11 protein-coding genes are annotated in these 12,760 nt (G+C 37.6%); 7 read left to right on the forward strand and 4 right to left on the reverse strand.

Going from position 1 to position 12,760, the window contains the following annotated elements; translation table 11 throughout:
• Nucleotides 1-23: 23 nt before the first annotated feature.
• Complete coding sequence (locus tag ABLC00_RS08735; protein ID WP_033846312.1) at nucleotides 24-2,159, reverse strand: TonB-dependent siderophore receptor; 2,136 nt, start codon at nucleotides 2,157-2,159, stop codon at nucleotides 24-26.
• 220 nt (nucleotides 2,160-2,379) lie between these two features.
• Here ABLC00_RS08735 and lpxB point away from each other — a divergent pair, with 220 nt between their 5' ends.
• The gene (lpxB, locus tag ABLC00_RS08740; RefSeq protein WP_033846311.1) at nucleotides 2,380-3,555 is read left to right on the forward strand and encodes a lipid-A-disaccharide synthase; all 1,176 of its coding nucleotides are present in this window, start codon (nucleotides 2,380-2,382) and stop codon (nucleotides 3,553-3,555) included.
• A gap of 3 nt (nucleotides 3,556-3,558) precedes the next feature.
• Here the strand turns inward: lpxB and ABLC00_RS08745 are convergent, their stop codons facing one another.
• Nucleotides 3,559-4,200, reverse strand: a complete 642-nt coding sequence (locus ABLC00_RS08745) for a CerR family C-terminal domain-containing protein (protein ID WP_016805000.1) — start codon at nucleotides 4,198-4,200, stop codon at nucleotides 3,559-3,561.
• Nucleotides 4,201-4,316: 116 nt separating this feature from the next.
• On the opposite strand from ABLC00_RS08745, the gene ABLC00_RS08750 reads away from it, so the two are divergent.
• The 4 genes from ABLC00_RS08750 to ABLC00_RS08765 are packed head-to-tail and all read left to right on the forward strand — an operon-like array spanning nucleotide 4,317 to nucleotide 9,350.
• Nucleotides 4,317-5,336 (forward strand): HlyD family efflux transporter periplasmic adaptor subunit, encoded by a 1,020-nt coding sequence (locus ABLC00_RS08750; protein WP_033846310.1) that lies wholly within the window; start codon nucleotides 4,317-4,319, stop codon nucleotides 5,334-5,336.
• Nucleotides 5,329-7,092: an ATP-binding cassette domain-containing protein gene (locus ABLC00_RS08755; RefSeq protein WP_033846309.1), complete on the forward strand. Its 1,764-nt coding sequence runs from the start codon at nucleotides 5,329-5,331 to the stop codon at nucleotides 7,090-7,092. The genes ABLC00_RS08750 and ABLC00_RS08755 overlap by 8 nt, the downstream gene beginning before the upstream one ends.
• Before the next feature lie 10 nt (nucleotides 7,093-7,102).
• The gene (locus ABLC00_RS08760; protein ID WP_004708941.1) at nucleotides 7,103-8,227 is read left to right on the forward strand and encodes an ABC transporter permease; all 1,125 of its coding nucleotides are present in this window, start codon (nucleotides 7,103-7,105) and stop codon (nucleotides 8,225-8,227) included.
• A 4-nt stretch (nucleotides 8,228-8,231) separates the two neighbouring features.
• Nucleotides 8,232-9,350, forward strand: a complete 1,119-nt coding sequence (locus ABLC00_RS08765; protein ID WP_044422166.1) for an ABC transporter permease — start codon at nucleotides 8,232-8,234, stop codon at nucleotides 9,348-9,350.
• Nucleotides 9,351-9,396: 46 nt separating this feature from the next.
• Here the strand turns inward: ABLC00_RS08765 and ABLC00_RS08770 are convergent, their stop codons facing one another.
• A complete protein-coding gene (locus tag ABLC00_RS08770; RefSeq protein WP_002049907.1) occupies nucleotides 9,397-10,266 on the reverse strand; it encodes a DUF2797 domain-containing protein in 870 nt (289 codons plus the stop codon).
• 39 nt (nucleotides 10,267-10,305) lie between these two features.
• Here ABLC00_RS08770 and ABLC00_RS08775 point away from each other — a divergent pair, with 39 nt between their 5' ends.
• Together ABLC00_RS08775 and ABLC00_RS08780 are read left to right on the forward strand one after the other, a co-directional pair.
• Nucleotides 10,306-10,767, forward strand: a complete 462-nt coding sequence (locus tag ABLC00_RS08775; RefSeq protein ID WP_002049924.1) for a DUF6231 family protein — start codon at nucleotides 10,306-10,308, stop codon at nucleotides 10,765-10,767.
• A 99-nt stretch (nucleotides 10,768-10,866) separates the two neighbouring features.
• Nucleotides 10,867-11,457: a YidB family protein gene (locus tag ABLC00_RS08780; protein ID WP_004708930.1), complete on the forward strand. Its 591-nt coding sequence runs from the start codon at nucleotides 10,867-10,869 to the stop codon at nucleotides 11,455-11,457.
• A gap of 105 nt (nucleotides 11,458-11,562) precedes the next feature.
• Here ABLC00_RS08780 and ABLC00_RS08785 read toward each other — a convergent pair whose 3' ends face one another.
• Complete coding sequence (locus ABLC00_RS08785) at nucleotides 11,563-12,624, reverse strand: porin (RefSeq protein WP_002050241.1); 1,062 nt, start codon at nucleotides 12,622-12,624, stop codon at nucleotides 11,563-11,565.
• Between the last annotated feature and the right edge of the window lie 136 nt (nucleotides 12,625-12,760).

Raw genomic sequence — 12,760 nt, forward strand, 5'->3', positions numbered from 1 at the left:
CTAAAGTGGAGTTGGCTACGCGTTTAATATTTAAACTTTACAGCAACCGTATAGTTGGCTGAGGGTCCATAAAAGCCTTGACCATTAGGGAAACTATACAAATATTTCTTATCGAAAATATTATTTCCATTGGCTTGGAGCGTAATGTGATCATTCACTTCATAGCTCGCCATTAAATTTACTAAGGCATAAGCATCTTGCTTGATGGTGCTGTTTGCTGTTGAGTCGTATAGCTTCACGCCATCCTGCCATTGTAGCCCTGCGCCAACTTTCAGTTTAGGTAAAACTGATGGTGTATAGGTAGTCAGCAAATTAAGGGTTTGGTTCGGATTATACGTTCTCGCTTCGCCACCATTTTTTATATCTTTAATACTAAATTGAGCATAGCCAAAAGCAAGATTGACGTTATCAGTGATTTGACCAGATAACCCGACTTCGACACCTTGTGATTCTAAATCACTGGTTGGCACTTTTCGATTAAGTGGATTTCCGTCCGAGTTACGTAGTGGGTAATTGTTTTGTTCGGTTTTGAATACTGAAAGCGTCCCAGTTAAACGGTCATCTAGCCATGAGCTTTTTACACCCATTTCATAGCTTTTACCTTCAATTGGTTTTAAAGCTTGATTGGTATCTTGATCAATACCAGTTTGTGGACGGAAAATTGAGGTATAGCTCATATAACCTGTATATTCAGGTGTGAAGTTATAAGTTAAGCCCGCATACGGTGAAACTTTACTTTCACTATATTCCATAGGCGAACCATAGCTTTCGCCTTTACTCTCGGCTTTCACATAGTTTGCGCCAAGCAAGAGTTTTAAATCTTCATTGAGATGTAAACGTGTAGCTGCATAAATTGAATCTATATTTTGCGTATAGTTCGCTGCTTCAGAGAAATCTGACCACGTTATAGATTGAGGTGTCCAACTTGCCCAGTTTGTAGTGGTCGAATTGATAACATTACTATCGTTAATTGTTCCCGTAGATTGTTTATCGTGTTGACGACTACGTACATAGTTATAACCTAACGTTGCTTCATGCTCTTGGTTAAAGAGCTTATAAGTTCCCTCAAGGTTAAAATCTACAGCATGTTGTTCTTGATGCTCTTGGCCACCCCATGGTGTCAAAGACACTCCTGAACCATCAGCTTTTGGATAACCATAATAGTAAAGGAGGCGACTGTTATGCTTGTTATCAAGATAGTTATAAGTCAGCTTAGCTGACCATTGATCATTAATTTTCTGTTTTAATTCAACAAAAGCATTCTGTGTTTCATTATCCCAATGCGCCCAGTCAGGGTTTGGGTTATAGGAGCGATCATAAGAAATTTGTTTGCCGTTGGCATCAAGCAAGGGTAGAGCACCCCAGTTGTTTGCATTCGGTTTATTTTTTTCTTGGCTATAACCTACGGTAAGTAATGTTGTATCTGTTAAATCAGCTTCAACAATACCAGCGAAACCATTTTTTTCTGAAGAATATCGGTCAAGGTATGAGTCACCAGTTTGCTCATAGCCCATAACACGACCACGGACTTTTCCACTTGGTAGAATTGAGCCAGATACGTCAGCCTCATAACGCTGAGTATCCCAAGACCCGTAACTTATACCTCCGCTTGCTTGAAATTCTTGGGTTGGGCGTTTTCGAATATTATTGATGGTTGCACTTGGGTCACCAAATGCATTCGTTAAAGAATCAGCACCTTTAACGACTTCTACACGATCATAAAAATAAGTATCAGGATTAGTATTGTTATAGTTATAACCTGAGAGGGGAAAACCTACGCCGTCAGTTAAAATATTTGAAATTTCAAAACCACGAGCCATATAAGTAGTTCGCTCAGTTTCCTGATTGGTTACTGTGACTCCGGGTGTATTGTTTAGAACATCTCGGGTGCTAGTAAGCCCAAAATCTTCAATTTGTTGACGAGTAACGACATTAATAGTTTGAGGTGTTTCTTTAGCCTCAATGTTAAGCTTAGTTGCACTGCTAGAGTTCTTAACATTATAGGTTTTGGTTTGTTCAGAAGACTGCTCTGTACTTGTAGCTTTAACTTGAATCGTCTGCAAAGCTTGTATATCTGCATCTTGAGCATACGTGAGATTTGCATAACAAATCGCGCAGGCGATTACAGAAAGTTTAAATGGTCGAGGTGGGATGGTCATAATAGTAAAAATAATGTAAATAATTCTCATTTATTTTATTGTTTGTAAATGTAAGCTACAATTCAAATCACATTGTTAATTTTGATTAAAAGATAGTGCATGAGTGTAATTTTAGATTGTGGTGTGCTTCTGCTGGCTTTAGCCATATATATTTAGCAAGTTCAAGATTAATAAGCCTCTATGCTAGAATGCATTATTTGAAATTTTTGGGTAAATCGCCTTGGCAAATCGAAAACTTAAAATAGGCATTGTAGTTGGGGAAGTTTCTGGAGATACACTGGGTGTGAAACTTATGCGTAGTTTCCGTGAACAAGGAATCGATGCTGAGTTTGAAGGAATCGGTGGACCCCAAATGATTGCTGAGGGTTTTAACAGTTATTATCCAATGGAAACTTTATCTGTAATGGGGATTGTTGAGGTATTAAAAGATCTAAAAAAACTCTTTGCCGTGCGAGATGGTTTAATTAACCAATGGACTCAGCAACCGGTTGATATTTTTATTGGTATTGATGCACCCGATTTTAACCTCAGACTTTCTAAAAGTATTAAAGAAAAGAATCTTCCGATCAAAACAGTTCAATACGTGAGTCCATCTGTTTGGGCGTGGCGCCAAGGGCGTGTACATGGCATTAAACAGAGCATAGATTTAGTACTTTGTTTATTTCCGTTTGAAAAAGTCTTTTATGAGCGCTATGACGTTCCAGCGGCCTTTGTAGGTCATCCACTAGCAAAACAATTACCACTCGAAAATCCAATTCAAATTGCTAAACAGCAATTGGGCCTTAATGAAAATCAGAAGTATATTGCTTTATTACCAGGTAGCCGAAAAGGTGAAGTAGAGCGACTTCTTCCTATGTTGCTGGGTGCTGCTAATATTTTGCATACCAAATATCCAGATATCCAATTCTTGATTCCGGCCATTAATGATGCCCGTAAGCAACAGATTGAGCAGGGTGTTCAACAATTAGCGCCCCATTTAAAGGCTTGCATTAATATTTTAGAAAATACAGATAGCGAATCGAAAATTGGCCGTATGGTCATGAATGCAAGTGATATTATTGCTTTAGCTTCTGGGACTGCGACATTAGAAGCAATGCTTATGCATAGACCGATGGTCACTTTTTATAAATTGCATTGGCTAACTTATTTAATTGCTAAGCTTTTGGTGAAAATTCCTTACTATTCTTTGCCGAATATTATTGCGGGTAAAAAAGTTATTGAAGAGCTGATTCAGGCCGATGCAACACCGGAAAATTTAGCCGCTGAAATAGAAAAACTAATGAATGTTGAAACGGCGCAAATTCAAGTAATGCAACATTTAACCATGCATAAACAGCTTATTTCTGGAAATACGGAAGATCCTGTTCAGGCTATTTTGAAATGTCTGAATAGCTAATCTTTAGGATTTTGATTGGCTAATTGCTTTTAATCCTGCTAATGAAAATTTTTTGAAATGTTCAATTAAATCATGCAATGGCATCTGAGCAATATTTTTAAGAGGCTCAGGTGCTTGAGCATTTGGTCCAGCAATAATGAGCATCATGCAAGGTGTCATCACGCTTAAAATACATGGTAAAACCGCTGGATCATTTTCCTCTAAACCAGCAACTTGACTAATTAACTTACGAATAAGAAAAAATTTTCTCATACCTGTAAGTTCAATAAAACTTAATAAATGCTCAGAAGGTGAAAACAGTTCACGAATAAAAACTTTGCCATGCCAGACGTCTTTTTCTGTCAATTTATGCAATAAAGTTTCAAGTAGTAAACTCAATTTTTCTTCAGGAGAGTAAGTGCTTTCGACAAGTTCTAGTAAGTATTGTTCATCTAGATAGTGGGCATGCGCTTCCACCAAAACTGCTTGATATAAACCATCTCGACCATCAAAGTGATAGTTAATTGCAGCTAAATCGACATTAGCAGCATTAGCAATTGTTTTGTTCGCTGTTTTTGCAAAACCATACTGGGCAATTAATGGTCCTGCTGCCTCAATAATTTTAGTCTTTGTTAAGTCACCATCACTTCGTCTAGATCTGGACATGTTTAAACCTAATTTTCATTCCCCATAAAAGTATATCTTTTATTCAAAGATTGGAGTAATTTAAATTTAAATTGAATTTAAACTAAGAAAATTTGAATTTAATAAAGGATAATAAGATGAATAAAAAAGTGATTGCCATAGTCCTAGTTATTATAGCTCTGGTTGTCATCGGTTTTTGGGTGTGGGGATATAAGACTAAGAATCAAGAAGATAGTAATTTGACTCTATATGGAAACGTGGATATACGCCAAGTTTCACTTGCATTTGAACAGTCGGGCCGTATTGAAAAACTCTTAGTTCAAGAGGGCGATAAAGTTAAAGCCGGTCAAGTATTAGCAACTCTGAATACTAATGCATTACAAATTCAGGCAAAGCAAGCCCAAGCACAACTCAAAGCTCAACAAGAAGCTATCGTTAAACAACAAGTCGGAGCTCGGCCAGAAGAAATTAGTCAAGCAAAAGCACAACTCGCTTCTGCTCAAGCTGATTTAGATAAAGCCAGTAAAAACCTGCAAAGGTTACAAATATTGGTGAGTAGTACGGATGGTCGGGCAATTAGCCAACAAGAACTCGACTATGCCAAAAGTAATCAACATAGTGCTGAAGCAGCGGTCCGTGAAAGACAAGCTAATTTAGAATTGGTCATTAAAGGCGCTAGACAAGAGGATCGAGAAGCAACCAAAGCACAATATGACGCAACCAAAGCGAATTTAGATCTAATCAACTATAACCTTACTCAAGCTGTACTAAAGTCTCCTGTAAGTGCAGTTGTGAGAGCGCGACTACAAGAAGTTGGAGATATGACCACTGCGCAAAAGGCAGTTTATACATTGGCCTTGACCGATCCAAAATGGGTTCGTGTATATGCAAATGAAAAAGATTTGAGTTCCATTCATATGGGTGGTACGGCACAGGTCATTCGAGATGCTGATCCGAATCAATCTATCAATGGAAAAATTGGCTATATATCTTCTGTGTCTGAGTTCACACCTAAAACTGTACAGACTGATGAGATAAGAACAACTCTAGTTTATGAAGTTCGGGTTTATGTAAATGACCCGAATGATCAATTGAAAATGGGTCAACCAGTGACTGTAAAAGTACCACTTGTTTCAGGTGAGGAAGCTCATGACTGATAATAATGTAGTGGTTCAAGCCCATCATTTATCGATGATTTTTAAAGGTGAAAATAAAAAGTTAACAGATACTAAGGCAATTGATGATTTGGATATGCAAATCAATAAAGGAGAACTTACTGCTTTAGTTGGCCCAGATGGCGCAGGAAAAACAACTTTATTAAGATTAGTTGCTGGACTATATAAAGCTACTTCAGGTTCTCTGAATGTGCTTGGGTTTGATATCGATAAACATCCTCAAGCTGTGCAAGACCGTATTAGTTATATGCCACAACGTTTCGGTCTATATGAAGACTTAAGTGTACAAGAAAATTTAAATTTATATGCTGATTTACATGGCGTTCCCAAAGATGTACGCAGTCAAAGATTTAAACGGTTATTAGAAATAACGGATCTTACTCAATTCATTCAACGCCCAGCAGGGAAACTTTCTGGTGGAATGAAACAAAAGCTAGGACTGGCATGTACGTTAGTTCGTTCCCCAGAATTACTATTGCTTGATGAGCCTAGTGTTGGAGTAGATCCTTTATCAAGAAGAGATTTATGGACTATTATTGAACAGCTTGTTCAAGAAGAAAATTTAAGCGTTATTATAAGTACTGCTTATATGGATGAAGCAGAAAAGTGTGACTATGTATATATCATGTATGAGGGCAAAATTTTAAAGCAAGGCTCACCTGAGCAATTAAAAGAAATAGCACATGGACAAACATGGAAAGTAAAACTTTCAGAGCAAATTAAGGCACGGACTTTACAAGCCCAATTGCTTGGAAATTCTGTTGACATTATTGATGCTGTTCCAAAGGGTGAACAAGTAAACTTTATCAGTCGCCAAAAAGAATTATCAACAGATATTTTACCTCAGGGGCTAGTCGCTCATAGGCGATCAGCCGAACTTGAAGATGCGTTTATGATGTTGTTGCAGCAGACTCAAAAGCAAACAAAACATGTATCTGTTCCTGAGCAGAATTTTCAATTAGAACAAAACAATAATTTAAAATCACAACAACCCGTCATTGTTGTTAAAGATTTAGTCAGAACCTTTGGCGATTTTACTGCCGTTGCCAATACATCATTTGATGTAAAGCGAGGCGAAATATTTGGATTACTTGGCCCAAATGGTGCGGGTAAAACCACAACATTTCGGATGTTATGTGGATTGTTACCAGCAAGTAGTGGTTATCTAGAAGTTGCTGGTAAAAACTTACGCACAGCTCGTGCTGAGGCACGAGGCAAAGTTGGGTATGTCTCTCAGAAATTTGCACTGTATAGCAATTTAACTGTTTTAGAAAATTTGAAGTTTTTTGGTGGGGCCTATGGTCTAACAGGCAAAAAACTAAATCAACAAATTGATAATGCATTAGAGCAATACGATTTAAAACCTCATATTAAAAGTGGTGATTTACCCGGTGGTTATAAACAACGACTATCTATGGCTGCAGCACTATTGCATGAACCAGAAATTTTATTTTTAGATGAACCTACGAGCGGGATTGATCCTCTTGCACGGCGTTCATTTTGGTACAGCATTGGCGAGCTAGCAAATCAGGGAATTACCATCATTATTACGACTCATTTTATGGAGGAGGCGGAATATTGTGACCGCATCGCCATACAAGATGCTGGAAAGTTATTGGCCTTAGGCTCCCCCCAACAAGTACGCGATTTAGCCAGTCGAGATAAGCATATTGGTGATATGAATGAGGCTTTTATAGCAATTGTAGAGCAAGCCCGAGCTTTAAGGCATGCTGTTTAGGAGGTCTACAATGAGCTTTGGATTTTGGAATCGATTGACAGCGTTAGTAAGGAAAGAAACTAAGCAGCTCATTCGTGACAAAAGCAGCCTCGGGATTGGTCTGGTTTTGCCTGTTATTTTAATTTTATTGTTTGGTTATGGACTTTCCTTTGACTTAAATCAGGCACGAGTTGGTGTCGTAGTTGATCAGTCCTCACCACAGATCAATCAGATTTTAGCGGGTTTAAAGGGTTCGCGATATTTAGCAAGTCAAGAGTTTCCTAGTTTACCTAAAGCAGAACAGGCCATTCGAGATGGAGAAATTGATGCCATTTTGCACTTTCCTTCAGATTTTACGAGTCAGACACAACAAGGTAATGCAAAGGCTCAACTACTATTAAATGGTACATCCACCACCATAGCAACAGCTTTGGAGGGCTATATTACAGGGGCTTTGGCTACAGCGGCGTCTATACAAGTTGATCGTGGTCAAATATTAGCAACGTCAAGTGCCATTAATGTTGAACAACGAATATGGTTTAACGAATCTGCTAATAGTACTTGGTTTTTAGTTCCTGGCTTAATGGTATTAATTTTAACTTTAATCGGTGCATTTTTAACAGGTTTACTTATTGCTCGTGAAAGGGAGCGGGGAACACTAGAGGCCTTATTTGTCACACCTGTAAGGCCATTTGAAATTGTATTAGCAAAGCTCATTCCTTATATTGTTGTCGGTATGATTGATATCGTGATCTGTATTATTGCTGCCTATTTTATTTTTGAAGTACCCATGCGCGGTTCATTATTCTCAGTCTTATCGGCTTCATTTCTCTATTTAGTTGTTTCTTTATTACTTGGTTTAACCATATCGGGTTTTGCTCAAAGTCAGTTTCAGGCAAGTCAAATTGCTTTATTGGCAAGTTTTATGCCCGCACTTATGCTTTCAGGATTTGTTTTCGATACACGTAACTTACCTTTAGTGGTGCAAATTATTAGCCAGTTACTACCAGCTACACATTTTATGATTTTAATTAAAACCTTATTTATGGGAGGTGATGACTGGAAGTTATGGCTTAAAGAATGCGGTTTTTTACTGGGGTATATTATTGTTTTGATATGTGCCGTGAACTTTTCACTAAAAAAACGGTTGAGATAAAGTTATGTGGCAAAAATTAATCACGTGGCTGAAGCACTTAAGTTTTTTAGTCAAAAAAGAATTCTTAACTATTTTTAGTGACCCTGCAAATAGAGTCATTCTATTTGTACCAGCACTGATGCAAGCACTTTTGTTTGGTTACGCCGCAACTTATGATGTTAACCGTGTGGATTATGCAATTCTAGATCAGAGCAATGGCCAAGTCTCACATGAACTCATCTCAAAATTAGATGGCTCTGGTATTTTTAAGCGTGTTGCAACACTTCAATATACCGAACAAATCAAACAGGTGATTGATAGCCGTCAGGTATTGCTTGTAATCACGATTCCGTCAGACTTCGAGAGTAAATTAAATAATAACCAAAACTCTCCTATACAGGTGATTGTTGACGGCAGGAATTCATCAACGGCAGTTGTGGCAGGTTCATATCTAAACAAAATAGTTGGACAGTTTAATCAGCAAAAATTTAACTCAGCTTTACCTATTAGCCTTGAAACAAGAACATGGTATAACCCAAATCAAGAGTCTCGATGGAGCTTAATGCCTTCATTAATTGCGGCATTAAGTATGATGCAGACACTACTTTTATCTGCTTTGTCAGTCGCACGTGAACGTGAGCAGGGAACATTTGATCAGTTATTAGTAACACCGTATACGCCATTACAAATTATGATTGGTAAAGCCTTGCCGCCAATTTTTGTAGGGCTGATGCAGTCAACTATTATTTTATTGATTATTTTGTTCTGGTTTAAAATTCCCATGAATGGCTCTATTGGGCTGCTTTATTTTGGTTTATTGAGTTTTAACGTGGCTATAGTTGGAGTGGGCTTATCAATTTCTGCATTATCATTAAATATGCAACAAGCCATGCTATTTACGTTTCTACTAATTATGCCTTTGATGTTGCTTTCAGGCTTACTGACACCTGTAGAAAATATGCCAAAAGCACTTGAAATAGCAACTTACGTAAATCCTTTAAGGTTTGGAATTAATTTGGTACAACGGGTGTATTTGGAAGGTGCAAACTTTACACAAGTTCAATTTAATTTTATTCCAATGATCATACTTGGACTGATCACTTTACCTTTAGCAGCTTGGCTATTTAGAAATAGATTATCTTAATCGTATTAATGAAAAAGCCCCATTTTTAGGGGCTTTTTAAATCTACTTATGCACGTACGATCAGTTCGTAACCCGTATATTTACGAATGTTGATAACACCAATATCAAAAATTAAATATTGGCCTTTAATACCTTGTAATACACCACGAATTTTTGGTGTTTTATCTAGGTTTAGAGACTTAATTTTTTCAGGATATTGTTCAACTGGGTAAACAAACTCACGCGGTAACTCATTTTCTAGTAATTCAACTGTCTCGTTAAATTCAAGATTTTGGCTAAACTCTTCACGTATAGTTTGAATTTTAGGTGCAAACTCTTCAATTAATTGATCACGTTGTTCAACCATATTTAGAGGTTCAGCTTCACCCTTAAGAAGTTTACGCCAGTCAGTTTTATCAGCAATTAGGGAACCAAACATGGTTTCAAGTTGACCAGATAAACGACGTGATCCAACTTTTAAAATAGGTAAAGCCTGAGTTGCTCCCTGATCTAGCCAGCGACCTGGCATATGGCTAACACGGGTAATTCCTACTTTTAAAGCACTTGAATTTGCCAAATACACAATATGTGGTTGGAAGCATACACTGTGGGCAAAGTCATCTTCACGACATGTACCTAAATGATAGTGACATGTTTCAGGTTTCATAATGCAAAGATCACACTCAGCTTTCGTTTTAAAACATTTAAAACAGTGACCTTGAGAATAGGACTTCGGTGTTTTGGCGCCACAAGATGTGCAATAAATATTACCTGTCCATTCGATTTCTAGTTCTTGTCCTAAATTAAAAGGAAGATCAATTTCTGAACGGTCTAATACAAATTTGTATTCAACATTTGCCTTGGTTGTCTGTTGATCAGTTACACTAGCATCTTTTAGGCCTGCATGCATTTTATGGCAAATGCCTTGTAGTTCCATAAAGTTTAAACTCACATCTTTCAATTAAGGGTTGCAGTTATGGCTGAACAAAATGTCATCACTTCTATGCTAGACGATTTATCAAACGAACAGCCCATTCATACTGCACTTTGTATTGGCCAGAAAATTGACCAGAATAACGCAATTCAATGGCACTATTTTACCGTAACTGAGCTTTTAAGTCTGCCTTTTACTCAGCGTTATGATTTAGGTTTTGTATTGTTTGATACAGATGAAATGCAAAGCGTTAGCGATGTACATAAATCACAATTATTAGTGAAGTTAAGAGATTTATTAGCAAAACGAATTGTTGTGGTAAGCAAACGCAGTGATGAACAGCTATTACGTTCTTTAGGGTTCACGCAACTCATCGATAAAACTTCACATGATAGTGATTTCGCTTTATGGCAATTTAATATCTTGACCTATAAACATGTTCCAGACTGGTTTAATTCAAAATTTTGGGCAAACCCGGAAAACTGGAATAAATTCCGCTGGTAAAAGGCTATTTAATCTCTTTCAAAATTTAACAATTTCGCTTTTGCTGTCTTAACAAAAAAACGCGTATGCTCGTGTATAAACCATACATAAGAGTTACTCATGACAAATTTAAGCAATATTGTAGAAGTTTTGGCTCAGCAAGCTTTAGGTGGGAACCAGCAAGCATCAAGTCAAGGTGGTTTAGGTGGAATTTTAGGTTCTGTATTGGGACAAATGGGTGGTAATACTTCTTCTGGTACTCAAGGTGGTCTAGGTGGAGTATTGGGTTCGGTATTAGGCCAAGTGACTGGAAATAACAATACACCTCAAGCTGGTGGCGGTGTACAAAGTTTATTAATTGCTGTAGTACCTTTAATCTTAGGCTGGGTTCAACAACAAGGTGGTTTACAGGCTGCTTTAGAAAAGTTAAAAGGTGCCGGTTTAGGTAGTCAAGTTCAAAGTTGGGTTGATCCAAATCAAAGTAATAGTGAAGTTCCAACTCAGCAACTGCAAAGCTTATTTAACCCTGCAGATGTTGAACAAGTTGCCCAACAGACTCAAGCGCCAAAAGAGCAAGTTTACGGGGCGATCGCGTCTGTGTTACCTCAGGTTATTGATTCTTTAACACCACAGGGTGAAAGTACAGATCATCAAGAAGCGAATCAAGACATTCAAAACGTGATGAATCTTGTGAGCAGTTTCTTAAAATAAGATTGAGATTAAAAAAAGCCGATATAAAAATTATCGGCTTTTTTGTTAGTACAATAAAAATAAAAGGGCATAAGCCCTTTTATTTTATGCAAGATGGTTAATAACTTAGAAGTTATATTCCATACCAGCACCTACAACAGTACGTTTGTCATCTTGAGCAAGCCAGTCACGTTTTTGTTGAGCAACAATACCGTAGAAACGTGCTTGTTTATTAATTTTGTAGTCTAAGCCCACACCGTATTGATCAATTTTACGATCTTGTTGACCATCTACAGAAGCTTTAGATGATTGGTATTGGCCTTTTACTACAAAAGGTGTTTCACCAATTCTGTAAGTTACAGCACCAACCCATGCATCTTCTTGTAAGCCTTTATATTTAGTTAGCTCATCAGTTGGTTCAGCATGTTGCCATAAACCACCTAATACAAGTCCAGTTGCGCCAAGTTTACTAAAATCGTAAGAACCAGTTACACGGTAAGCATCAGAGAAAATATTGCTAAGGCCATAGGCATTATATTTACCTTGTACGCTGTAGTTAGCAGCAGCAGCTAATGCTAAACCAATATCTTTGTTTTCGTAGCCGATAGAACCTGAAACTGAGTCACCAAAACCGTTACGTTTGTCATCGTTACCAGATGTACCAGGTGTTGGATCAGCAGGAGTTTCACCTTGTTGGAACATTACATTGAATGTTACACCAGCAAGAAGTTTAGGATCAGATTCAAAACCAATAACGTTATTTAGACGTTCTTCACCATACATTGTGTTGGTAATATCTAAAATAGTGTGGTCGTTATAGATGTCTTGGTAGTTGCCAGCAGCATTTTTAAAGTAAGAGTCAAATTTACCAACTTTTAATGTACCAACATTATTTGATTTGATACCGATATAACGGTTACGTTGACCAAGATCTGTACCATCACCATCAGCATTAATTTGCCATTCAGCTAAATAAACTGCTGATAAATTATCAGTCAATTTCTCTTCGCCTTTTACCCCAATACGAGACGCGTTAGAGTTAACTTCGGTAACGTCACTTTTACCATCGAAATTTTTGTTGTCAACTTGGTCAATGGTAACATTGAGTTTACCGTACAAAGTTGGCGCTGCTTGCACCGCGTTTACGCTTAGAGTTGCAACTGCGGCAGCGAGAAGCAATTTCTTCATTGAGATTTCTCCAAAAGGTATTTTTAAATGGCGTATGCCTAGCTAACTTTTATTTTTTAGTTGGCTTATGTACAAAAAGTTACAGAAGCTCACCAACTTGCTAAGAAGTATCTGTAAACTTTGTGACAGTGGAGTG

The organism is Acinetobacter nosocomialis (genome assembly GCF_041021905.1).
In the GTDB taxonomy this organism is placed as follows: Bacteria; Pseudomonadota; Gammaproteobacteria; order Pseudomonadales; family Moraxellaceae; genus Acinetobacter; species Acinetobacter nosocomialis.

Bases quoted from the DNA above. Each gene is read 5' to 3' on its own strand.
- ABLC00_RS08765 (WP_044422166.1), top strand. From the start codon at position 8,232: ATGTGGCAAAAATTAATCACGTGGCTGAAGCACTTAAGTTTTTTAGTC.
- ABLC00_RS08745 (WP_016805000.1), bottom strand. From the start codon at position 4,200: ATGTCCAGATCTAGACGAAGTGATGGTGACTTAACAAAGACTAAAATT.
- ABLC00_RS08750 (WP_033846310.1), top strand. From the start codon at position 4,317: ATGAATAAAAAAGTGATTGCCATAGTCCTAGTTATTATAGCTCTGGTT.
- ABLC00_RS08760 (WP_004708941.1), top strand. From the start codon at position 7,103: ATGAGCTTTGGATTTTGGAATCGATTGACAGCGTTAGTAAGGAAAGAA.
- ABLC00_RS08780 (WP_004708930.1), top strand. From the start codon at position 10,867: ATGACAAATTTAAGCAATATTGTAGAAGTTTTGGCTCAGCAAGCTTTA.
- ABLC00_RS08770 (WP_002049907.1), bottom strand. From the start codon at position 10,266: ATGGAACTACAAGGCATTTGCCATAAAATGCATGCAGGCCTAAAAGAT.
- ABLC00_RS08785 (WP_002050241.1), bottom strand. From the start codon at position 12,624: ATGAAGAAATTGCTTCTCGCTGCCGCAGTTGCAACTCTAAGCGTAAAC.
- ABLC00_RS08755 (WP_033846309.1), top strand. From the start codon at position 5,329: ATGACTGATAATAATGTAGTGGTTCAAGCCCATCATTTATCGATGATT.
- ABLC00_RS08775 (WP_002049924.1), top strand. From the start codon at position 10,306: ATGGCTGAACAAAATGTCATCACTTCTATGCTAGACGATTTATCAAAC.
- ABLC00_RS08735 (WP_033846312.1), bottom strand. From the start codon at position 2,159: ATGACCATCCCACCTCGACCATTTAAACTTTCTGTAATCGCCTGCGCG.